23 protein-coding genes are annotated in these 22,631 nt (G+C 45.3%); 15 read left to right on the forward strand and 8 right to left on the reverse strand.

The window, feature by feature from the left end:
• Positions 1 to 150 precede the first annotated feature (150 nt).
• The 3 genes from MHZ95_RS15930 to MHZ95_RS15940 are packed head-to-tail and all read left to right on the forward strand — an operon-like array spanning position 151 to position 3,757.
• Positions 151 to 519 carry an ArsR/SmtB family transcription factor gene (locus tag MHZ95_RS15930; RefSeq protein ID WP_239391775.1) on the forward strand — a complete coding sequence of 123 codons (369 nt, stop codon included), beginning with the start codon at positions 151 to 153 and terminating at the stop codon, positions 517 to 519.
• Positions 506 to 2,614 carry a heavy metal translocating P-type ATPase gene (locus MHZ95_RS15935; RefSeq protein WP_239391776.1) on the forward strand — a complete coding sequence of 703 codons (2,109 nt, stop codon included), beginning with the start codon at positions 506 to 508 and terminating at the stop codon, positions 2,612 to 2,614. The genes MHZ95_RS15930 and MHZ95_RS15935 overlap by 14 nt, the downstream gene beginning before the upstream one ends.
• Before the next feature lie 30 nt (positions 2,615 to 2,644).
• Positions 2,645 to 3,757, forward strand: coding sequence for a GNAT family N-acetyltransferase (locus tag MHZ95_RS15940; RefSeq protein ID WP_239391777.1), 1,113 nt, complete (start codon positions 2,645 to 2,647; stop codon positions 3,755 to 3,757).
• 46 nt (positions 3,758 to 3,803) lie between these two features.
• Here the strand turns inward: MHZ95_RS15940 and MHZ95_RS15945 are convergent, their stop codons facing one another.
• A complete protein-coding gene (locus MHZ95_RS15945; protein WP_239391778.1) occupies positions 3,804 to 3,959 on the reverse strand; it encodes a lmo0937 family membrane protein in 156 nt (51 codons plus the stop codon).
• Between the two features lie 178 nt (positions 3,960 to 4,137).
• Here MHZ95_RS15945 and mntR point away from each other — a divergent pair, with 178 nt between their 5' ends.
• From mntR to MHZ95_RS15970, 5 genes are all read left to right on the forward strand, one after another.
• Entirely contained in the window at positions 4,138 to 4,563 is a 426-nt protein-coding gene (gene mntR, locus MHZ95_RS15950) for a transcriptional regulator MntR (RefSeq protein ID WP_239391779.1), read from the forward strand.
• Positions 4,563 to 5,420: a CvfB family protein gene (locus tag MHZ95_RS15955; protein ID WP_239391780.1), complete on the forward strand. Its 858-nt coding sequence runs from the start codon at positions 4,563 to 4,565 to the stop codon at positions 5,418 to 5,420. Before mntR ends, MHZ95_RS15955 begins: the two co-directional genes overlap by 1 nt.
• A 58-nt stretch (positions 5,421 to 5,478) precedes the next feature.
• Positions 5,479 to 6,369, forward strand: coding sequence for a DUF1002 domain-containing protein (locus MHZ95_RS15960; protein WP_239391781.1), 891 nt, complete (start codon positions 5,479 to 5,481; stop codon positions 6,367 to 6,369).
• Positions 6,370 to 6,514: 145 nt separating this feature from the next.
• Positions 6,515 to 6,796, forward strand: a complete 282-nt coding sequence (locus tag MHZ95_RS15965) for a GNAT family N-acetyltransferase (RefSeq protein WP_239391782.1) — start codon at positions 6,515 to 6,517, stop codon at positions 6,794 to 6,796.
• Positions 6,797 to 6,986: 190 nt separating this feature from the next.
• Positions 6,987 to 7,460, forward strand: coding sequence for a DUF4064 domain-containing protein (locus tag MHZ95_RS15970; protein WP_239391783.1), 474 nt, complete (start codon positions 6,987 to 6,989; stop codon positions 7,458 to 7,460).
• Positions 7,461 to 7,514: 54 nt separating this feature from the next.
• Here MHZ95_RS15970 and MHZ95_RS15975 read toward each other — a convergent pair whose 3' ends face one another.
• Complete coding sequence (locus MHZ95_RS15975; RefSeq protein WP_239391784.1) at positions 7,515 to 8,009, reverse strand: GNAT family N-acetyltransferase; 495 nt, start codon at positions 8,007 to 8,009, stop codon at positions 7,515 to 7,517.
• A 233-nt stretch (positions 8,010 to 8,242) separates the two neighbouring features.
• Here MHZ95_RS15975 and MHZ95_RS15980 point away from each other — a divergent pair, with 233 nt between their 5' ends.
• The 5 genes from MHZ95_RS15980 (at position 8,243) to MHZ95_RS16000 (ending at position 11,780) form a co-directional block, all read left to right on the forward strand.
• Positions 8,243 to 8,593 (forward strand): hypothetical protein, encoded by a 351-nt coding sequence (locus MHZ95_RS15980; RefSeq protein ID WP_239391785.1) that lies wholly within the window; start codon positions 8,243 to 8,245, stop codon positions 8,591 to 8,593.
• A gap of 197 nt (positions 8,594 to 8,790) precedes the next feature.
• The gene (locus MHZ95_RS15985; RefSeq protein WP_239391786.1) at positions 8,791 to 9,546 is read left to right on the forward strand and encodes a helix-turn-helix transcriptional regulator; all 756 of its coding nucleotides are present in this window, start codon (positions 8,791 to 8,793) and stop codon (positions 9,544 to 9,546) included.
• Between the two features lie 107 nt (positions 9,547 to 9,653).
• Positions 9,654 to 10,475, forward strand: a complete 822-nt coding sequence (gene yidC / locus MHZ95_RS15990; RefSeq protein WP_239391787.1) for a membrane protein insertase YidC — start codon at positions 9,654 to 9,656, stop codon at positions 10,473 to 10,475.
• Positions 10,476 to 10,524: 49 nt separating this feature from the next.
• Positions 10,525 to 10,773 (forward strand): CLC_0170 family protein, encoded by a 249-nt coding sequence (locus MHZ95_RS15995; RefSeq protein WP_239391788.1) that lies wholly within the window; start codon positions 10,525 to 10,527, stop codon positions 10,771 to 10,773.
• A 143-nt stretch (positions 10,774 to 10,916) separates the two neighbouring features.
• On the forward strand, positions 10,917 to 11,780 hold the full coding sequence (locus tag MHZ95_RS16000; RefSeq protein WP_239391789.1) for a M15 family metallopeptidase: 864 nt from the start codon (positions 10,917 to 10,919) through the stop codon (positions 11,778 to 11,780).
• A gap of 274 nt (positions 11,781 to 12,054) precedes the next feature.
• Here the strand turns inward: MHZ95_RS16000 and cls are convergent, their stop codons facing one another.
• Positions 12,055 to 13,506: a cardiolipin synthase gene (cls, locus tag MHZ95_RS16005; RefSeq protein WP_239391790.1), complete on the reverse strand. Its 1,452-nt coding sequence runs from the start codon at positions 13,504 to 13,506 to the stop codon at positions 12,055 to 12,057.
• A 229-nt stretch (positions 13,507 to 13,735) separates the two neighbouring features.
• Here cls and MHZ95_RS16010 point away from each other — a divergent pair, with 229 nt between their 5' ends.
• On the forward strand, positions 13,736 to 15,061 hold the full coding sequence (locus MHZ95_RS16010) for an L-cystine transporter (RefSeq protein ID WP_304649455.1): 1,326 nt from the start codon (positions 13,736 to 13,738) through the stop codon (positions 15,059 to 15,061).
• An 89-nt stretch (positions 15,062 to 15,150) separates the two neighbouring features.
• Here MHZ95_RS16010 and MHZ95_RS16015 read toward each other — a convergent pair whose 3' ends face one another.
• The 3 genes from MHZ95_RS16015 to MHZ95_RS16025 form a co-directional block, all read right to left on the reverse strand.
• A complete protein-coding gene (locus MHZ95_RS16015; RefSeq protein WP_239391792.1) occupies positions 15,151 to 16,326 on the reverse strand; it encodes an MFS transporter in 1,176 nt (391 codons plus the stop codon).
• Positions 16,327 to 16,546: 220 nt separating this feature from the next.
• Positions 16,547 to 18,745: a heavy metal translocating P-type ATPase gene (locus MHZ95_RS16020; RefSeq protein WP_304649444.1), complete on the reverse strand. Its 2,199-nt coding sequence runs from the start codon at positions 18,743 to 18,745 to the stop codon at positions 16,547 to 16,549.
• Between the two features lie 215 nt (positions 18,746 to 18,960).
• Positions 18,961 to 19,278, reverse strand: a complete 318-nt coding sequence (locus MHZ95_RS16025) for a metal-sensitive transcriptional regulator (protein WP_239391825.1) — start codon at positions 19,276 to 19,278, stop codon at positions 18,961 to 18,963.
• A gap of 335 nt (positions 19,279 to 19,613) precedes the next feature.
• Here MHZ95_RS16025 and MHZ95_RS16030 point away from each other — a divergent pair, with 335 nt between their 5' ends.
• Positions 19,614 to 19,754: an Lmo0850 family protein gene (locus MHZ95_RS16030; RefSeq protein WP_239391793.1), complete on the forward strand. Its 141-nt coding sequence runs from the start codon at positions 19,614 to 19,616 to the stop codon at positions 19,752 to 19,754.
• 319 nt (positions 19,755 to 20,073) lie between these two features.
• Here the strand turns inward: MHZ95_RS16030 and MHZ95_RS16035 are convergent, their stop codons facing one another.
• Both MHZ95_RS16035 and rodA read right to left on the reverse strand, forming a co-directional pair.
• The gene (locus MHZ95_RS16035) at positions 20,074 to 21,276 is read right to left on the reverse strand and encodes an FtsW/RodA/SpoVE family cell cycle protein (RefSeq protein ID WP_239391794.1); all 1,203 of its coding nucleotides are present in this window, start codon (positions 21,274 to 21,276) and stop codon (positions 20,074 to 20,076) included.
• Positions 21,277 to 21,347: 71 nt separating this feature from the next.
• Positions 21,348 to 22,541: a rod shape-determining protein RodA gene (rodA, locus tag MHZ95_RS16040; RefSeq protein WP_239391795.1), complete on the reverse strand. Its 1,194-nt coding sequence runs from the start codon at positions 22,539 to 22,541 to the stop codon at positions 21,348 to 21,350.
• Positions 22,542 to 22,631 lie beyond the last annotated feature (90 nt).

Raw genomic sequence — 22,631 nt, forward strand, 5'->3', positions numbered from 1 at the left:
CCCTGGTCCCCGTGCTTTTTTGTTTTTATCGAAATCAAGAATGGGCGAAAAGAGTATGACAATCAAATACCTGTTTGAATAACCTTGCATGTTATCAGAAATTTACATATAATAAAGTCAATCAAACGATTATTTGAATGAGGTGACATCATGACGACAAAAGAAGTATGTGAAGTGACAACGGTCCATGAAGAAGTCGTGACACGCGTGCAGAATTCACTACCTGAATTGGGAGCGGCGGTTCAGATTTTTAAAGCATTGGCAGATGAAACAAGATTGAAAATCGCCTATTCCTTGACGTTGGAAAAAGAGCTGTGTGTCTGTGATGTTGCGGCGGTCATCGGTTCTTCCGTGGCAACCGCATCGCATCATTTGCGTTATTTACGTGAGCAGGCGCTTGCAAAATCACAAAGAAAAGGAAAAATGGTGTACTATTCGCTCGCGGATAATCACGTTCATCAACTCGTGAAAATTGCGCATGAGCATGCGGCAGAGGGTGAAAAAGATGGCGGTAGTTGACAAAAAAGAATATCGACTCGAAAACTTATCCTGTGCGAGCTGTGCGATGAAATTCGAAAATAATATCAAAAATTTACCGACCGTTGAAGATGCCCAAGTGAACTTCGGCGCCTCTAAATTATCGTTCAGCGGTAATGCCACAATTAAAGATTTAGAGGCAGCGGGTGCTTTTGATGGTATCAAGGTCGTTCCGATCCAACAAAGACAAACGGAGCCGAAACAGCCGTTTTTTGCGCGTAAGGAAAACGTGGTGACAATCCTGTCATTCCTATTCCTACTTGCGGGTACAATTCTTTCGTTCCGCTATGCGGAGACGCACCCTGCCGCCATCGGCTTATTTGCGATCTCCATCGTGGTTGGCGGAGCGAATATGTTTAAAACTGGGCTTCGCAATTTAATCCGTTTCGATTTTGATATGAAAACGCTCATGACGATTGCCATTATCGGGGCGGCTATTATCGGAGAATGGCGTGAAGGTGCGGTCGTTGTGTTTTTATTCGCCATCAGTGAAGCGCTAGAGGCTTATTCGATGAACAAAGCGCGCCAGTCGATTCGCCAGTTAATGGATATTGCACCGTCTTCCGCCTTTGTAAGACGTGGCAATGAAGTGGTGGAATTGGAAACGGAAGACATTGTAGTCGGCGATATCTTAATCGTCAAACCCGGTCAAAAGATTGCGATGGATGGTACTGTTTTGAAAGGCACTTCCACCGTCAACCAAGCGGCGATCACGGGTGAAGCGGTGCCTGTCCTGAAGAAGACAGGCGACGATGTATTCGCAGGTACCCTTAACGAAGAAGGCGCGCTTGAAGTGACTGTAACGAAATTGGTCGGAGATACGACAATTGCGAAAATCATCCATCTTGTTGAAGAAGCACAAGCGGAGAAAGCACCTTCCCAAAAATTTGTCGATCGTTTTGCAAAATACTATACTCCAGCCATTATCGTCGTTGCATTCCTTGTCGCTATCGTACCGCCACTGCTTGGTGGAGAGTGGCATGCATGGATTTACCAAGGGCTGGCCGTACTCGTTGTAGGATGCCCTTGTGCGCTCGTTGTATCCACTCCTGTTGCGATCGTCACGGCAATCGGAAATGCTGCGCGTCAAGGGGTCTTAATTAAAGGCGGCGTTCACCTGGAAGAAACGGGGCATTTGACGGCGATCGCTTTTGATAAAACAGGCACATTGACAAAAGGGTATCCGGAAGTAACGGAATTTATTGTCCGCCAAGGGATGGATCGACAATCGCTTCTGTGCTCCATCGCAGCTGTAGAATCTTTGTCCCAGCATCCGCTCGCGAAAGCGATTGTCAATTACGCTGATCAGCAAGGGGCGGAAAGGCTGGAAGCAACCGGATTCCAATCGGTCACCGGAAAAGGGGCTTACGCAAAGATTGCCCATCAAACGGTCTATATCGGCAGTTTGAGTTGGATACAAGAACTTGCCTCGGTACCGGAGGAGGTACTGCAACAAGCAGCTGCCTTGCAACAGGAAGGGAAGTCTGTCATGGCGGTTGTCTTAGATGGTGAATATAGTGCCTTGCTAGCTGTTGCGGATCCGATCCGTGCGGAAAGTGGCGAAGTGTTGAAAGAATTGAAGGAAATCGGCATCCGGCATACAGTCATGTTAACAGGAGATCATCCGACGACAGCAAAAGCCATTGCAGAAAAATTGGGTGTAACGGATGTGCGTGCCGGACTCATGCCGGAAGATAAGCTAGTGTACATCAAACAATTAAACGAACAATATGGACGTGTCGCAATGGTCGGAGATGGCATCAATGACGCGCCCGCTTTAGCGGCGGCATCTGTTGGGATTGCGATGGGTGGTGCCGGAACGGACGCGGCATTGGAAACGGCGGATATTGCGTTAATGGCCGATGACTTAGGAAAACTACCTTATTCCATTAAATTAAGTAGAAAAACGTTGCGAATTATTAAAGAAAACATTATGTTTGCATTAGGCTTAAAAATAGTTGCACTACTTCTTATCATTCCGGGATGGCTGACGTTGTGGATTGCCATTTTCGCGGATATGGGGGCGACGCTTCTCGTCGTACTGAACTCGCTTCGCTTATTGCGAGTTCATAAGTAACGAAGTAGGCTTGCATGGAGGCGGATTCTAATGCATTTACAAGAATGGACGATGGAGGAGCAAGAACAGCTCATCCATTTTATGACAACAAACACATGGCCTTATCACGGCAATTCCCATCCGGGTCGCGAATTGATTGAAAAGGCTATTGAAGAAGGCGGTTACCAGTCGGATGAAGTGAAAACGTTCTGGGTGGAGAATGATGCCCGGGAAAAAGTCGGGATTGTGAAGATTTATGATCTAGCGGATAAAATCCCGATGTTCGATCTTCGGATTGCAGATATGTCGAGAGGAAATGGCTACGGGCCGAAAGCGCTTCGGCTCGTAGCGGAATATGTATTCAGCCTTCCGGACAAGAAAATCCGTTTGGAAGGCCATACGCGACAAGATAATCTTGCCATGCGGAAAACATTTGAACGGGCCGGTTTCGTGAAGGAAGCCCATTTGCGGAATGCATGGTTTTCACCGAAGGAATATGCTTATTACGATGCGGTGACCTATGGCATTACACGGGAGGATTTCACGGAAGGAACAACGACACCTGTCATCTGGGAAGATGGGGAGAAGTCAAGGAGTTCAGTAAAGGTTCGACGAATTGCGGACTTCCCTAGTTCGCTTGAATCGGAACGACTGCTGATCCGGGCACCAAAGCTTGAGGACGCGGAGGAAGTATGGGAAGCGACGCGTAAATCCTTGACAATCCTTCGCAAATGGATGCCGTGGGCACAGCCTGAACCCGAATTGGAAACGACGAAGGAAAGTTTAAGAAAAGCTGTCGCCCAATTTATCACACGCGAGGATTTGCGGTTTCATCTTTACCATAAAGAGACGGGTGCTTTCGTTGGTGCATGCGGCCTCCATCGCATTGATTGGTCAATCCCGAAATTTGAAATCGGCTATTGGCTCTCTTCGGAATTTGAAGGGTATGGCTATATGACGGAGGCCGTGCAACGGATTGAACACTTTGCGTTCGAGCAGCTCGGTGCACATCGGGTGGAAATCCGTTGTGATGAAAGCAATATGAAGAGCAGAAGCGTTGCGGAACGTGCAGGCTTTACACTTGAAGGGATCCTTCATCAAGATTCCTTATCGCCTGATGGAAATGTTTTACGGAATACATGTATTTATGCGAAAATAGGATGAGCAGGGATCAAAAAAGGGATGCCGACATATGTCGACATCCCTTTCGTTACAAAGTTCTTCTTCCTGTCACCAGTTGGATGATAAAGATTATACCGGCGACGACGAGGAGAAAATGAATGAGTCCTCCACCAATTTTCAATACTACACCTAGTAACCAAATGACAATTAATGCTACAATGATTAGCCAAAGAATTCGGCCCATGTATATCCCCCCTATAGTTATGTACTCAGAAAATACCCTGCAAGTAGAGTGTCTAAACAATTCGCTAGGGAAAGGAGTAAGCGTGGGAACGAAGAAATGCAGTTAATAACGCGATGTCTGGTCGCGACGGTTGCGTCACCTGCCTTGTGCAGGCTAATACATACTGGAGGTGGTACGAATGGCAACACCAGGTATGGAAGATTACCTCGAACAAATTTATTTGCATATTGAAGCGAAAGGGGTTGCACGTGTTTCGGATGTCGCGGAAGCATTGGCAGTCCTGCCTTCTTCTGTAACGAAAATGGCACAGCGGCTTGATCGGGAAGGGTATCTTGTCTACGAGCGCTACAAAGGGCTAGAGTTGACGGAAAAAGGGTATAAGTTTGGTAAGAAGTTGGTCAGGCGGCATGAACTGCTCGAACAGTTTCTTAGAATCATCGGTGTTGAAGAACAAAATATATACGGTGATGTGGAAGGGATTGAACATCACCTTAGTTGGAATGCCATGGACCGGATTACAGATCTTGTCGAGGCGATGAAACAAGATGCCGAGTTTGTGGAAAAACTACGTGTACAGAATCGAGAGGAAGAGGTGGATTGCTAATGGCACAATTGAAATCCGGCTTTACAGCCAATTTAAAAGTAGTAGGGCGTGAAGGATCACGCTGGGTGTTAGAGGGCGATGAGGACCCGATTATGATGAACGTCTCCGATGCAGATGAGGCGTTGCAAGAAGGAGATAACGTGCAAGTTTTCTTATACACAAACCGCCGGGGCCAACTGACTGCGACGATGCGGATGCCGAACATGACAAGTGAAACGTTCGGATGGGCGCGTGTGATTCGCGTGGACGATCGAGAAGGGGTCTATGTCGATATCGGTTCCTCCTTTGAAGTGCTCGTCAACCGGGCGGATATGCCACGCATCCGGTCTTTATGGCCGCAAGTGGATGATGCCTTGTATATGACACTCCGAACGGATTTAGGCGGCAATATTTTCGGGCGATTGGCAACGGAAGAAAAGGTCCAGGAGCAATTGATCGAAGCCCCGACTTCCTTGCATAATCAAAATGTAAAAGCGAGGGCTTACCGTTTGCTACCCGTAGGCTCTTTCATGCTGAGCGTACCGGAAAATTACCGGATCTTCATCCATAACTCACAACAGGAGAAAGAGCCGCGTCTTGGACAGGAAGTCGAAGTTCGGATTGTTGGTATCCGGGACGATGGAACATTGAATGGTTCCCTGTTGCCGAGGAAAGAGGAGCGTTTGGGAGACGATGCCGAAACGGTTTTCCGCTATTTAACCGAAGTCGGCGGCCGGATGCCTTTTACAGATAAATCGACACCCGAAGAAATCAAGGAAATGTTCGACTTGAGCAAGGCGGCATTCAAACGTGCATTAGGCAAGCTGATGAAAGAAGGCAAAATCGTCCAAAATGATGGTTGGACATCGCTGAAGTGATCGAAGGGAACTTTTCAAACTACGAAGCGTACTAATCGTATAAGAAGGGGGAATTGACATGAAGCGATTTTTAAGCATGATAACGGTTCTGTTGCTTGTAATAGGCATAGCAAGTCCGTTGACGGCTCAAGCTGAGGACGGGGTAGTTGACGAAAGATTTGGTGTCCCGATTGTCGTCTACGGAGCTGATTTATCGGAGACCGAAAAAGAGAGTGTTAAGAAAAGCTTAAACGTTGCAGAAGAGGCGGAAGTCGAGGAGATTATGGTCTCCGGAAGCGACCTAGTCAAGTATATTAAAGATGGTAACGATAAGGCGAGAATGTATTCATCGGCTAAGATTACACGGCAGGAAGCGGGGAAAGGCTTGGTCATCTCCATCGTGACAGAAGACAATATCACACAAGTCACATCGGAAATGTATGCCAACGCCATGTTAACAGCGGGGATTGAAGATGCGATTGTCGAAGTGGCAGCGCCGAAAAAAGTGACTGGCCACTCCGCCCTTGTCGGCATTTACAAAGCGTATGAAGTGACCGGCGAGACACTCGATACCGAACGGACGGACGTTGCCAATGATGAATTGAACTTGGCGACCAAGTTTTCAAAAGAAGCGGGTGTGGATAGCGACAAAGTTTCGGAACTGCTGACGGAAATCAAAAAACAAATTGCAGAGAAAAATCCGGCTACGAAAGAAGAAGTCGAGAAAATCGTGACAGAACAATTGAGCAAATTGAATATCGAGTTAAGTGAAGCAGATCGACAGTTATTAATTGATTTGATGGATCGCATCCGCAACTTGGATATCGATTTCAATAAGTTTTCCGAGCAACTCTCCGATATGACGGCGACAATTAAAGAGAAAATCGGTGAAATTGATCCAGGCTTTTGGGAAAGTGTCAAAGAATTCTTTGCCAAACTGTTTGAATCCATTCAATCCTGGTTCAAATAAAGCGACAGAAATTAAGAATAGAGAGACTTTTTCGAAAGGAAACGATTGTCTAGCTTGCCACTAGGTGTTAAACTGATACTAGCTTAAATTCAAGGCATGGAGCATTGATCATCAATCTTACATTGCAAGAAAAGGGGTCATGTAGATGGAATTTGAATTTGTGGAACTAGGTGGCGACGCATTTGCATTTCGAAATGAGCAGGATGGAAAATTGCTCGCGGAAATTACATGGACGATTCTTGGAGACGTCATGGTGATGGATCATACATTTGTTTCTACGGATTTACGCGGGCAAGGAGTAGCGAAGAAATTATTGGACCGCGCGGCAGCCTATGCACGTGAACATGAGCTAAAGATGGAACCTGTCTGCTCATATGTTGTCACGGCATTCGAACGCTATAAAGATTATGAAGATGTGAAAGTATAATGGACTGAAAGTAAAAGACAATCCGTAGCAAGAATATGCCGCCGGATTGTCTTTTTCGTTTGATGTGGAATGGGCGGTTCCGATTTAGAAAAATGAATGCTTGATCACAAAGAAAAGGTAGAAAAAGTGAAACCATTTCTATGAAGAAGCGTATAATCATTATAAGATTAAAAGAAAGGGTGCGTAAAATATGATAAACCGCACGGCGGAAAAAGTATTAGCCATCATCAGTGCCGTTTTTACGGTACTTGGAATCATCTCCACCGTCGTTATGATGGTATTTTATAACTTTTTAAAGTCTGATCCGATGATCCAAAAAGAATTTGAAGCGGAGATGTTGGCAGATCCGACGATTAATCCGGAAGATCTTGAGTGGATCTATGGCATGTTTAATTTCCTTGGTGGTTTGATTTGGTTGATTGTCATTCTTCTTATTATTAGTTTGATCTTGACCATTATCGGCATTGTGAACATCTGGAAAAACAAAAACCCGAAGCTCGCAGGGATTATGTTTATCATTGCGGGTGTATTGGCTGGGATTATTAACTTAACATCCATCCTTCTCTATATTGCAGGCATTCTCTGTTTTACAAAGAAGCCGCCACTTACGAACGAAAATGCTTACGTAGATGATGGAAATGGCGGAACGATGCGACCTTTATAAGTCAAAAAGAAAAAACGCTTTCCTAACAGGTGGAAAGCGTTTTTGAATAGTAAGTTAGACAAGTACTGGAGCTTGTATATAGTAGACGTATTGCGCGGTTAGAACAGGATGTCCTTGGAAATCTTCTTCGAAAACATCGAGTAATTCAAATCCTTGTTTTTCATAGAAGGCTCTTCCGATGGTATTACGTGCATCCACATAAACAAATAGTTGTTGGGCGTCCTGCAACATGGAGAGAGTGGACTTGAAGAGTTGCTCCCCGTAACCGGCTTGTTGGTATTCAGGTAAAATGTACATTGCTGTCAGCTCGGAATCGCCATCCTCGTCTTTTCTTGTGAAGTTGGCAAAGCCGATCGGTAAACCACGAACTTCAGCGATGAGAACGTTTGTCTTTTCCATACGCTTTTCCATCATCGCGTGAGAATAGAAACGATCGATAAACTGTTTTTGAATTTCATCTGGAATAATATCTTGATACGTTGTACTCCAAGTTTTACGGGCGATTTGTTGAACGTGCACGCAATCCCTGGTTGTCATGAGTCGGATCATTGCACTGTCACCTCTGCATCTCTTTTTGTTATCATAACAAATGTGAAGGTTAAAAACTACAGCTGTAATCAAAATGACATATAAGGGAAATATACCGAAATGATGCGGGATTCCGATGGTTCGGAAAGCATCTTCCTGTCACGCAATGGATAAGCAAAAGTTTCTAATGCAACAAATCAGGGTATACTCATACCATATTTCGATATTTAAACAAAGTGGGAGGAATGTTAAACATGGGACGTAAACGAAATAACAATTTTTTGCTTGCAACAATGGCTGTTGGAGCGTATGCCTATTTTAGCAAAAAAGAAAATCGGGATAAGGCACAGGTCGCATTCAATAATATGAAAACCAAAGTGGAGTCGTTCATCAACACGCAAAAAATGAATCGTGATTCCGACACGAAAGTCGGTCATTCGGACCCATATGATTTACAGGATAATAAGATGGTAAGTGAAGGCGCCCAAACGAGCGTTCATTACTACAACCAAGAAGTAGAAGATAAAGATGCTAACGAAAATACAGATGGACTTTACCATAAAAAAGAACAGTCAGAGTTGGAAAAGGAATCATCGAACCAATAAGACGGGGGTAGACAAAGTTTATTTTGTCTACCTTTTTTTAATTTGACCCCATTGAATTCACTTTAATTTTAAAAAGATGTTAGAAAATTATTTTTATGGGTATCTAATAAATCATAAAACTAACAAACCGTTTAGAAGAAAAAGTGAAATGAGTGGAGCTTGTGAACATGCAGAAGACGATGAGGATAAGACGATCTATGTTGGTAAGGAATCAAGAATATGAGGGTGAGTCAAATGGGCGTTACAAAGGAATCGAGACGTATTACATAACGGAAAGAAAGTTGTTGACTCATATTCTTTGCTTGGAAAAAGAGCAAGCACGAAAAGAGATCAAATTTCTTTTTGAATATAAGATACGCTATGCGGGGATGAGGCCATTTGAAACGATCAAATATTACTTAATCAGTCTCTCCTCAATGGTTGCGAGACAATTGGAGAGAACATCCCATATGCCGGCAAAAGCATTTGCTTTCAATAACGCATGTATGGTCTTAATCGAAACGAAATTGAATGAAGAGAATACCTTTGAATTCGTGGATGAACTGCTTGAGTTTTATATGTATACGCTTAAAAATAAGGACTTGCCGCCCCTTTCGAACCAAATCGTGAATAATGTCATTTTATATATTTCCTGTCACTTGGAGTCACCTATCACGGTGGAGGAGATCGCTAAGGAGTTCAATATTAGTACGAGTCATCTTTCCCGTGTATTCCGGGAACATACAGGTGTGACGCTTGTTGAATATATCAATATCCGCAAAGTTGAAGAATCCCAGTATGCTTTGCGTTTTACAAATCGAAAAATATCCGATATTTCCGATCAGTATCACTTTTGCAACCAAAGTTATTTCACGCGCTTATTCAAGAAGTATGCTGGGCAGACGCCGAGGGAATTTAGAAGCAATCTTTCTGTAAGCTACTTCCATTTCAGTTTTCCGGTGAAAGAGAGTTAGGGGATGTTTCCTCTGACCAGCTTCAGTGCAAAAGCAGACATTCGTTGTAATCCAATGACGGTTTGAGGTATACTTTTCATTAGTTTGAATTAGTGAAGGTGAATCTATTGAAAAAAAGAATTGGATTAGTGACGATGTTACTGATAACCGCTGCCTTTCTAAGTGGTTGCGCCGGTGTTGAGAACAAAGAAGGTACATTTTACAATGTTTTTGTTAAGCCGATGGATTGGTTACTGACGTTCTTTAGCGACCTGTTCAACGGAAGTTATGGTTTGGCGATTATTCTGATTACTGTATTGATTCGCTTGATTCTCATGCCGTTCATGTTGAAAAATTATCGGGCACAGCAGGATATGAAAGTGAAAATGGATGCGCTTCGTCCTGAAATGGAAGACATTCAAAAAAGGTTGAAAGAAGCAAAGGAAAGTGGAAGTAAAGAAGAGCAGATGAAGCTTCAGCAAGAGATGATGGGTCTTTATTCGAAGCATGGGGTGAACCCGCTCAATATGGGTTGTCTGCCGCTGATCATTCAAATGCCGATCATTATGGGTCTTTACTTTGCAATTCTCTATTCACCGGAAGTAAAATCACACCAGTTCCTTTGGTTTAACTTAGGGGAACCCGATATTCTGATGATGCTTCTAGCGGGTGCTGTCTATTTTGTACAGGCGCGTATTTCGCTTTGGACGATGCCTGAACAGCAACAACAACAAATGAAAATGTTCATCTATATGTCACCGATCATGATTATGTTCATTTCCTTTAAAGCGATGGCAGCATTGCCGCTTTACTGGGCAGTCGGTGGGATTCTCCTCATCTTCCAAACATATTTGGGACGCAAACTTTACTACAAACCTGCTCCAGAAGCAGCGCCGGCTGACAAAGCTGAAATTGTAGAAGACGACAAAAAAGGAAAAGATGGTAAGTGAAAGTAGACCGGAGAGCATTCTTCGGTCTTTTTCTTAGGAGGCTACAATCGTGCAAGGCAAATGGTTAGTTGGAATCGGAATGGTTGCGGCAGCGGCTGCTTCTCTATATTTCATTATCAAATTGGATTTGAATCATGCGGTGATTGCCTTGACGGCTTTGTTCGCCCTGACGAATGGCAGCCGTGCAAAATCTTTTAAAGAGCAGGGGATGGAACGTGAGTCGAAATGGATGCGATGGATGTCGATCTTTTTCGCAGTAGCCTGTATCCTGTTGTTCATCATTAATGTAATCATGTGACAGGTGGACGTTCGCGGGAACTGAATAATCCGTGGAGCGTCCTTTTTGATAAGAATCCTGTTTTTTATTTGGCCAATAAACGAATACTGTTGGGCCGAAATAATGGTAGACTAGAGATAGATTTTGAGAAGGAATGATCATTCATGAAACGTAAAAACAAATACGTGAAAAAGAAGAAAACGGGGAAAGGATTGACCATCACTTTATTGGTGACGGCTTTGGTTGGATGCGGTTTGGTAGCGATTCTTGGATTCAATGGGTGGGATGTTGAAAAAAGTACTCAGTCGGTTCAAACGTTCTTTGGTCTATCTCATGCGCCGAGCGAGCAGGCAGGGAGCAAACTGGATGTGGAAGATGGGAAGACGGATGAGCAGATAGAGAAAACCTCCGGAGATGTTACAGAACAAGGTGGGGATGCTGGCAGTGAGCGGCGGGAGATGACTGTCGATGCCGGCGGTTATATAATCGACCAGCAGTTGCCTGAAGAACCGACCTATATCAATCAAGTTCTACTCGCCAATAAGAAATACCCGCTGCCGTCGACGTTCGCTCCAGGAGAGGATCCAGCGGCACGCGAAGCGTTTGACAAAATGGCGGCGGAAGCTAAACTTTCTGGTTTTAATCTTACCGCTTTTAGTACGTACCGATCGTTTGAGTATCAAAAGACGCTTTATGATCGCTATGTGGAGCGTGATGGTAAAGAAGCGGCGGATACGTATAGTGCACGTCCGGGCTATTCCGAGCATCAAACAGGACTCGCTTTTGATATTGGGGAAGTGAATTTCGAAAAGCATTGGGCCTCCTCCTCGTTCGGAGAAACGGAAGCCGGGAAATGGCTAGCTGCCAATGCACACCGCTTTGGCTTTATATTGCGCTATCCAGAAGGGAAAGAAGATATTACCGGTTATATGCATGAATCTTGGCATTACAGATATGTAGGTGTCGAGATGGCGACTGACATTTACAACCGTGACATTACATTGGAAGAATACTTGGACGTCAAGTAAAACGATACAAACTGCAAAAACGAAAAAGGGGCATACCAGGTGAGCGGTATGTCCCTTTTTCATCGTCTAGCCTCCGAGCGTCTAGGCAGGCGCCCTGCGCTTTTGTCCTCGTCTAGGCTTCGCCAGCCTGACTGTGAGGAAAAAAGCGCCTCTTGGGCCCATAGGATGTGGGTCATGCAGTCGTTGCCGCAGGACGCGGCGAACTTAGACTGCCTTCCCTAATCCGTCTTATGCCTGTCGCCCTTGACCAAGGCGCTTATGCTTTTGTTTGTCATTATAAAATCGGCGACAGCAATCGTGAGATGGATTCTTTTATTTTGATCATCCGGGTACGTTCCAAATACATGTCGTACGTCAGCTCCGTTGATAAGAGCATATCTTGTTCAAATAATTCCGCTAGCTCATGGGATGTTTCGCGATCATAGATGAAGGCGTTAATTTCAAAGTTGAGCTTAAAGCTGCGAACATCGATATTGGCAGTGCCGACTGTGGACAATTCGTCATCGACGACAATCTGTTTTGTGTGCAAAAAGCCGTTCTCGTAAATATAAACTTTGGCACCAGCCTTCAATAAGAGGCCGACGTTGGAATAGGTCGCCCAATAGACGAACATGTGATCAGGTTTATTTGGAATCATGATGCGCACATCGATACCGGACAGGCAAGCGATACGCAATGCATCTAAAAAGCTCACATCTGGAATAAAGTACGGTGTTTGGATATAGATATATTTCTTCGCGATGAAGATCATTTTTAAATAGCCGTCTTTAATTTGTTCCCATTGCTCATCAGGCCCGCTGGAAACGATTTGTACACCGACTGAACCTTTTCGGGGAATAATTGGAAAATAACGTTCTGCGTATTCAATATCATTTTTCTCAGATGCCTGGTTCCAGTCAAGGATGAACCGGGTCTGTAACGGGTGCACCGAACTCCCTTCGATGCGAAGATGTGTGTCGCGCCAATAGCCGAATCTCCTGTTCAGACCGAGGTATTCATCTCCTACGTTAAAGCCTCCGACATAGCCGATCCGCCCATCGATAACGACGATTTTCCGGTGATTTCGATAGTTCAGGCGCGGATTGATCAGAGGGAGGGTGGCCGGGAAAAATGCTTCAACTTCTCCTCCGTGCGCGACGAGCTCCTTCAAATGTCTTTTGTGTAAGCCGCGGGAACCGATATCATCAAATAGGACGCGGACTTTAACCCCTTGTTTCGCCTTCCGGATTAATACTTCATAGATTCTTTTTCCGAGCTGATCGAGTCGCAAAATATAATATTGGAAATGGATATGATCTTTAGCCTGTTCAAGGTCATTGATCAGCGCATCAAACTTCGCTGTGCCATCATTGAAAATTTGGATATCATTGTCTTGGGTCAATACAGCGTGGTTATTTCTGAGATGAAGGTAAATCATATCTTGGTAATGGGCCGTGTCATCCAATCTGAAATCGAATGTACCTTGTTCAATCGCTTCAATCTGGTAATCGATCAATTGGTCGATACCGATTTTATGTCGTCCTTCCCAACGGAAAAGATGTTTTTCTCTAAGCTGCCTGCCGAGAAGAAGGTAGATGAAGAAACCAAATATAGGGATGAAAAAGAGTACGAGGAGCCAAGCCCATGTAGCAGTAGGGTCTCTTCTTTCAAGGAAAATAAGTGCGATGGCCAAGCCGATATTCGAAATTAGAATGACGATCACAATAAGATTGATCAATGGGGTCATAAGCATCCTCCCTTACAAAACGTACTTCTCTATTAGTATACCTAATTATTGTATGGAAAAAAATGATAATCTATTTATTGATGGTAAAGCCTACTTGACTGATTGGTATTTAAGATATAATATCTATACTAGGTTGACTTAAGAAGCTGGGAGGAACACTAATTTGGATACATTCTTTCTTTTGTTGAATATAGCAGGGTTGCTTCTGCTTGTCGGTATATTATATGGAATGCACCGTAAAAAGGTTTCATTTTCGAAACGCGTATTTACGGGACTTGGTCTTGGAATTGCTTATGGACTCATTTTACACTTCGCTTACGGGGCGGATTCCGCAGTGTTGAATGATTCGATGCCTTGGTTTAACTTGATTGGTACTGGATATGTCAAGTTGCTTCAGATGATTGTCATGCCACTCGTTTTCATTTCGATTTTGGCTGCCTTTACAAAAGTGACAATCGGTAAAAACTTCGGGAAAATGGCGGGAATGATCTTAGGAATACTTGTTGGTACGACGGCGATTGCCGCAACCATCGGAATAGCAGCTACACTATTGTTCGGTTTGGACGCCTCTGAAATTGTTCAAGGGGAAGCGGAAACAGCTCGAGGTGCCGCGATTGAAGAGCGCTCTGTCGGTGTTGCGGACCGCGCATTGCCTGAACAACTCATCGACCTATTGCCCGCGAATCCATTTCTCGATTTCACAGGGGCACGTCCGACATCTACAATCGGCGTGGTCATATTTGCCGCATTTCTAGGTTTTGCGTATTTGACCCTTTCGAAAAGGGATGAGAAAAATGCAGCTACAGTAAAAAAAGGGATCGATGCCATTTATTCACTGATCATGGGAGTAGTAAAGATTGTCTTGCGTCTGACGCCTTATGGAATCTTGGCAATTATCGCAAGAACAGTCGCAACATCCGACTTTGCGGCCATTTACAGTCTCGGTAAATTTGTGTTGGCATCTTATGCGGCGATCTTGGTCATGTTCGGTGTGCATCTACTTATTATTACCCTATCCGGATTAAACCCAATCACCTACGTGAAAAAAGCTGGAGAGGCATTGATTTTCGCTTTCACTTCACGGTCAAGTGCCGGTACATTGCCGCTGAACATTGATACGCAGACAAAGCGTCTCGGTGTACCTGATGGCGTGGCCAACTTTGCTGGATCATTCGGACTGTCGATTGGCCAAAATGGCTGTGCAGGCATTTACCCTGCGATGCTTGCGGTGATGATTGCACCTTCAGTCGGGCAAAATCCGTTGGAACCAACATTCCTGCTTACATTGATTGCCATTGTAGCGATTAGCTCATTCGGTGTTGCGGGTGTTGGTGGGGGAGCGACATTTGCAGCGATCCTCGTCCTATCAGCCATGAACCTACCCGTTGTGTTGGCAGGGTTGCTCATTTCCGTCGAACCGCTGATCGACATGGGTCGTACCGCATTGAACGTCAGTGGTTCGATGACAGCGGGTGTGACGACAGCGCGCGTGACGGGTGAACTCGATAAAAAGATCTACAACGAACCACTCGAAAAGCAGACGGTGGAAGTCTAATCGAATTTGAGCTTAAACATACCGCCGGAGATTCGTTCTACGGTGTAAAATGAACCGCTGGAAGCAAGATGCTCCCAGCGGTTCATTTTTCATTCTGAAACAGTCTCCAAACTGCGGAGTGATTTGGCTGTTTTCCTGAACGCCAAGATGAGCCCGATGGAAATGACTGCAAGGATGGAGGAGATGAAATACATATTGCCTGCTTGTTGTGTGAAAATCCATGTGAACAGTAGTGGACCGATAATGCGTCCCATATTATCCATGGAATAAGTCATCCCTGCCGCTGTTCCGTATTTCCCACCGGATTCTTTTGTGGTCAATGAAACCAATACGGTTCGAGCGAGTGCATTCCCGGCGGTGAAGACGCTTAACGCAAATCCGGCCCATAAAAGACTCGAAGTGAATGGAATGAGCAGGAGTCCCAAAGCCGTGACGATTTGCGCCCCGATGATCCACTTCGTTTCCGAGCCGTTTTTCACACGTCGGACGACACCGCCTTGAATGACGGCATCGACAAAACCGCTTGCCATGAATAGGTAACCGATCTGGAGGGGTGTGATTTCAATTTTCGACATTTGGAACAGTTGAAATGTCGACTCAAGACCTGCAAGTAGGAAGGTCACCATGAATGAAAACAGGAATAGATAACGAATTCGATATTGCCACAGCACGGTCCCGCCTTTTGGAAGCAGTGCGCGTTTGTTCGCCATGCCGCGACGTTCTGGTTCTTTCAAAATGATCGACGCATAGACGATCAACAACAAAGTCAATACACCTGAACCGATGAAAGGCAATTGAAGACTAGAGTGACCGAGCACGCCCCCGATAGCCGGTCCGAAGATGAAACCGAGCCCGATCGACATACCGAGAAGGCCCATATACTTGTTTCGATTTTCTTCATCCGTTAGATCCGCAACAAAACCGGTCACGGCCGTATAGAGTGCTCCAGAAAACACTCCGCCGACTACACGTGATACATACAGCAGCGGCAGATTCTCAATGAATAACGCAAACAAAAAGAAACTCAAACTAAATCCGGCAAGTCCTAGCAGAATCAGCTTTTTCCTTCCCGTGCGATCTGACAATGATCCCCAAAGTGGCGCGGTGAAAAAAGAAGCAAGTGCATAGACTGTCAGCAACCCGCCGACATGCACTTCAGAAAAACCTTGTTGTACAACGACCTCAGGCAGAATGGGGATAATAATACCAAAACCGAGATATACAAAAAACTGAACAGACATCAGAAGAAGAATCACTTTTTTCATATAAATACCTGCTTTCTACCAAATCGATATCTCCATTCTAACCTTACAAAGTCCATTCGAACAACGGAAAAGAAGGGGAGGAAGCGATATAAGGCAGGAAACAACGCATTTCTAAAAGAAAACCATCGAATTATGGAACAAGGCAACATTTTTCGTAAAGTAACCAAAATGCCGCCAAAAGAAAAACACCGCAAAAATTTCGCGGTGTTCCCCAACCAATCTAATCTCTCAATTTCACCCTCTGTAACCGCAAAGCATTCAACACGACCGATACGGAGCTAAAGGCCATGGCAGCCCCGGCTACCCAAGGGGCGAGCAAACCGGCCGCCGCGATCGGGATGCCGATGGAGTTGTAGGCCAGGGCCCAAAACAGATTCTGTCTAATATTCTGCACGGTCAATCGGCTCATTTTGATGGTGTCGGTTACACGTAACAAGTCGCCGTGCATGATTGTGACATCGGCGGCTTCCATGGCGACCGCGGTGCCTGTGCCCATAGCTATTCCGATATCCGCTACGGCCAATGCTGGGGCATCGTTAATGCCGTCACCGACCATGGCGACCTTTTTCCCGTCGGCTTGCAGGGAAGCGATCACTTCCGCTTTTCGTTGCGGCAAGACGCCGGCGATGACATGGTCGATTCCGGCATCATATGCAATGGCACGGGCTGTTCTTTCCTGGTCGCCGGTGAGCATGATGACGTCGAGTCTAAGCTCATGCAGTTCCGCAATCGCTTGTTTTGATGTTACCTTCAACGTATCGGCAACGGCAATCGTTGCCGCATGTGTACGATCGATCGCCATATACATGACGGTCCTGCCTTCGTTTTCCAGTATTTCTATATCCGCGAGCATTGGATCGAGCGGGATGGCGTGATTGACCAACAATTGACGTGTCCCCATCAGCACGGTGCTTCCGTCAACGGTGCACGAAATTCCCTGCCCGGGAATGGCTTCAAAATGATCGACTTTGGGTAATGTAGTATTGTCTGCAAGCCCATAAGAAATAATCGCTTTGGCAACGGGGTGTTCCGAATTATTTTCAGCGGCTGCTGCCAGTGCGATGACCCGGTCTCTCACAAAGCCGAAAGCGATTTTGAAGTCGGTCACTGCGGGGGCACCTTGTGTGATCGTGCCGGTTTTATCGAGTACGACTGTATCGATCGCTTTCGTGTTTTCCATTGCTTCCGCTGTTTTGAATAAAACCCCTTGCTCCGCGGCGCGTCCCGAACCTGCCATGATCGAAGTCGGTGTGGCAAGACCTAATGCACAAGGACAGGCAATGACTAGAACGGCAATCGTGTTCACGAGAGCTTCTGCAAAGTTGCCGGGCTCGATCATCAAGTACCATGCAAGGAAAGTCACGACAGCGATGCCGACGACGATCGGCACAAAGATTCCGGAAATCCGATCGGCTAGCCGCTGGATTGGTGCTTTCGATCCTTGGGCTTCTTCGACGACCTGGATGATGTTGGAAAGGACCGTATCTTTTCCGATATTTTGGGCACGCACCCGCAATGAGCCATTCGCATTGACCGTCGCTGCATAAACAGCATCGCCTTGCTTTTTATCGACCGGTAAACTTTCCCCGGTCAACATCGATTCGTCAACGGCGGATCTACCCGAGATGACTTCAGCGTCGACCGGAACCGAGGCCCCTGGACGGATGACAAGAATGTCCCCGACTTGGACGTCTGCAATCGGAATTTCGTTGGTGAACCCATCTCTTTCAACAATCGCCATTGAAGGTTGCAGCCCCATCAGCTTTTTAATGGCGTTGGAAGAGCGTCCTTTCGCTCTCGCTTCAAACACTTTGCCAAGAAGGATAAGCGTGATGAGCACTGCACTCGTTTCAAAATAAAGGCCGTGATCCGACCCGCTTAAGACGAGATAGACGGAATAGAAATAGGCTGCGGAGGTCCCAAGGGCAACGAGTACGTCCATATTGGCACTGCCGTTCCGGAGTGAGAAATAGGCTCCTCTGTAAAACGTCCAACCAATCGCAAATTGGACAGGTGTCGCCAATGCCCATTGTGTATACGGATCGAGAATATAGTCCGGCACATACATCCAAGCCGTGAAGGAAAAATGGGAAACCATCGTCCATAGCAGCGGAAAGGATAAGAGTGCAGAAATGAAGAATAGCTGGGTCTTATGCCGTATTTCCACTTGACGGTGATCTTCATGCTCTTCTGAAATTTCTCCTCTCAATTCCGCGTCATAGCCCAGATTTTTAATTTTGGATAATAGATCTTGCGAACTTAAGACGCTTGGATCATACGTCACTTTTCCCGTTTCAAGGGCAAGATTGACAGTTGCCTCATGTACGCCTTCCATACGGGCTAAACCTTTTTCGATCCGCGCTGAACAAGCGGCACAAGTCATGCCGGTAATCACAATGTCTGTTTTCTTTTCGCTCATTCGAATACACCTCCTAGTCCCATTTCGACGAAAGACATCGACTGAGTGGAAACCTTCTCACTCTCTAATTCTATAAGGGTACCAGTAATCCTTTACCTAGGAGGGTATATAATCACAAAAAAGCACTGCGGCATGCCGCAGTGACAGTCTACATTATTGTTGAACATTGATTCAATCGCATTCATAAGCAATTCCGATATTGTTTGATTCGAGGTTCATTTTCGCATTAGTTTTGTAATGGTGACAAGCAGTTCGTCTAGTATCTCATCATCGCCTTCAGCGAGTCGTTCTTTGACGCAGCCTTTCAAATGGCCGTCGAGCAATACTTTCGCTACACTGTTAAGCGCAGACTGGGTAGCCGATAATTGTGTAATAATATCATCGCAATAGACATCTTTTTCAATCATGCCTTTAATCCCTCTGATTTGTCCTTCCACCCGGTTCAGACGGTGGATTAAATTCGTTTTCACTTTTTCCGGATGATGGCTCTTTCTGCATGAGAGCCCAGATGACTCTTCCGAATGTTCATCCATTATAAGGTCATTTGTCAAGATTACGCCTCCCTCACTATTCTTATCTTATTGTACCTGTTAGGGGTACGTCAATTTTCTGTTTAATTTCATTTAGTAAAGATTTACCTTGTCTACAAGGGACAAAATTGATTTTTATTTTGACGTATGAAACCTTTACAATTCGGTGAAATTGTAACAGAAATGAAAGATTCAAATGAGGGCGGGAGTGGTATGATTGGAGTAACAGCGAAATGGAACAATTTTCATTCATTAGAAGAATCTCTATAGTGTTTTCAAAAGAAACTTTATGGTTTTCCAATACGTCCATACCATGTAGAAAGGTCGAGGTGGAAAAGATGGCTCAAGAAGTTGATTTGAAAAAGATCATCTCCAACTTGGCGAAGTTGGGTGTTTCGGCTACGCTAACGAAATCCCGTCTGGAAATGCTGAAAGCCCTCGCGCCACCTGCACAAGACCCGCATCCACAGTCACAATAAAATTATACGAAAAGCTCCGCTGGGGAACCGTTCCCAAGCGGAGCTTTTTCACTGTTCAGGCGCCCTGCGCTTTTCTTTGTCTAGACTCCGGGCGCCAGATGCTCGGGTCATAAGTCAAGCCGACTCTGTGGCAAAGAGCGCCACGCCGTCGACTCGCCTTATGCCTGTCGCATCTAAGCGGCGCCCTTCGCTTTTCTTTGTCCAGACTCCAGCGGCTAGCCTCTCGAGTCGCTTCAGTCTTGCTGATCAAGGCAAAGGGTGCCTTGATCTTCAAGCCTTCCAGCGCTTGTCGAGGCTGACCAGCCGCTTCCGCTTTTCGTTAGTCTTCCTCGTCTGAGCTGAATAGGTACGTCCGATGATGGAATTTCATGCTGAATACGAGTCCGATGGCAAGCATATTCCCCATGAGAGAACTGCCTCCGTAGCTGATGAAAGGCAGTGGAATTCCAGTGATCGGCAAGAGTTGTATGGTCATCCCGATATTTTCAAAGACGTGGAACGTGATCATTGCGATGATTCCTGCACAAATATACGTACTGAACGGATCTTTCAATTCCAGCGTGATTTTCGTCAAATGGTAAATTAGAAAGAAATACATACAAATAACAATACTTGCGCCGATGAAGCCCCAGTCTTCAGAGATCGTCGTAAAGATAAAGTCAGTATGGCTTTCCGCTACATACACTTCACGTCCTTGGTATCCTTTACCGAATGTTTGGCCGGAACCGATCGCATTGAGTGACGTGATCAGATGCCGCCCCTCATCGGACGAATACGTATACGGATCGAGCCAAGAGTAGATCCTTGCCGCTTGATAAGGCGAAAAGCCGAGTTTATCCTGCAGGAATTGCTGGGCGTATAACGCCATCCACAGTAAGGTGACTCCGATAGTTGCGGTTCCTGCAAAAATCGGGACAATGATGCGCCATGTAATCCCTGCCACGACGATCAATGCTGCTGTGATCGCCATGAAAACGAGTCCTGTCCCAAGGTCTGGCTGTAGCATGATGAACAACAAAGGGATGAATAGTACACCCATCATTTTCCCGAGCAATAAAAAATCCGTTTTCAATGTTTTTTCGATGAATTTTTCATGATGTTTGGTAATCATCCGCGCCATACCGATGATGAAGAATGTTTTCATGAACTCTGCCGGCTGAATGCTACCGAGTCCAGGGATATGGAACCAGCTTTTGGCACCATTTCTTTTTGCGACTAGCGCTAGACTATCGGGAAGAATATACAACATGGCTAGTAGGAAAATTCCGCCGCCGTAAATGATCCAAGCGGCTTTTTTATATTGGTCGGGTTCTAAGTACATCGTAATGGCAATGATGATTGCGCCCACGATATACCACTGGATTTGGGATGGAACGAAGTTGATGGGCATTCCGAACATGTCTTTGTATTGGCCGGTCGTCTGTGCCGATGCAATTGCAAACAGGCTGATCAGACAAAATAGCAACAACATGAAAGCAAGTGTCCAATCGAAGCGTTCCTTTTGCTTATTATCTATTTTCATTTATAGTCACCTTTGTTCCAGAATAAATAAGGTTGAGGGGCATTATCCTCATCCATTAAAGGATTGCAGAATCATAGATCGTTGTCCTCATCGGCCTCGAACAAATAGGTCCGATGATGAAATCTCATGCTGAACACCAGTCCGATCGCAAGCATATTACTGAAGAGAGAACTGCCTCCGTAACTGACGAAAGGGAGGGGAATCCCTGTGATTGGAAGCAATTGGATTGTCATGCCGATATTTTCAAAGACATGGAATGTCAGCATGGCAATAATCCCTGTACATACATAGATGCTGAATGGATCCTTCAGTTCCAGTGCCACTTTCGTCAAATGATAAATCAGGATGAAAAATAAGGTGATGACGATGCTTGCACCTAGAAAGCCGTACTCTTCCCCAATCACACTGAAGATAAAGTCTGTGTGATTTTCAGGTATATAGACTTCGCGGCTTTGAAAACCTTTTCCAGCCATCCCTCCTGAACCGATTGCCGTCATAGACGTCAGAAGGTTATATCCTTCGTCTGAAGGATAGGAATGTGGATCAAGCCACGAGTAGACCCTTTTAAACTGGTAACGGGAAAAACCGAGTTTCTCTTCCATGAAATCTTGTGCATAGAGAGCCATCGATAATAATGTTGCACCGAGTGCAGCCGCCCCTGTAAAAAGGGGAAGCAGTATTTTCCATGAAATGCCGGCTACCACGATGATTGCAGCGGTAATCGCAATGAAAACTAGCGCAGTTCCGAGATCTGGTTGTTTGACGATGAAAGCAAGTGGAACGAAAAGAACAAGCATTATTTTCCCAAGAAGGATAAAATCCGTCTTTATCGATCGGTTGAAGAACCTCTCATTATGTTTGCTTACCATTCGTGCCATGCCTAAGATGAAAAAAGTCTTAATGAACTCGGAAGGTTGAATTCGACCGATCACAGGTAAGTTAAGCCATCTTTTGGCACCTAGGCGGATTTCAGCGATTTGTCCCTGGCCGCCGGGCGCGATCATCAGAAAGAAAAGGAGTAGAATCCCAAAACCATACAAAATCCAAGCCATCTTTTTATAGTGTTCTGGTTCAAAGTACATGGTCATCGCAATAATGAAGGCTCCGATGATATACCATCTGATCTGAAGCGGAACGAAGTTGATCGGATATTGGCCGGATGTTTGTGCAGAGGCGATTGCAAATAAGCTAACGATGCAAAAGAGCAATAATATAAAGGCTAGCGTCCAATCGAATCGGTCGGCAGGCCTATTTGTCAATTTCACTTTCATTCACCTATGTTTCATATAATACAATCACTATCAGTATAACGCATAGAAGTTATAGTTGCATATCCTTCTATTGGACGCATTGTG

This window comes from Sporosarcina sp. ACRSM, from assembly GCF_022346545.1.
GTDB lineage: Bacteria > Bacillota > Bacilli > Bacillales_A > Planococcaceae > Sporosarcina.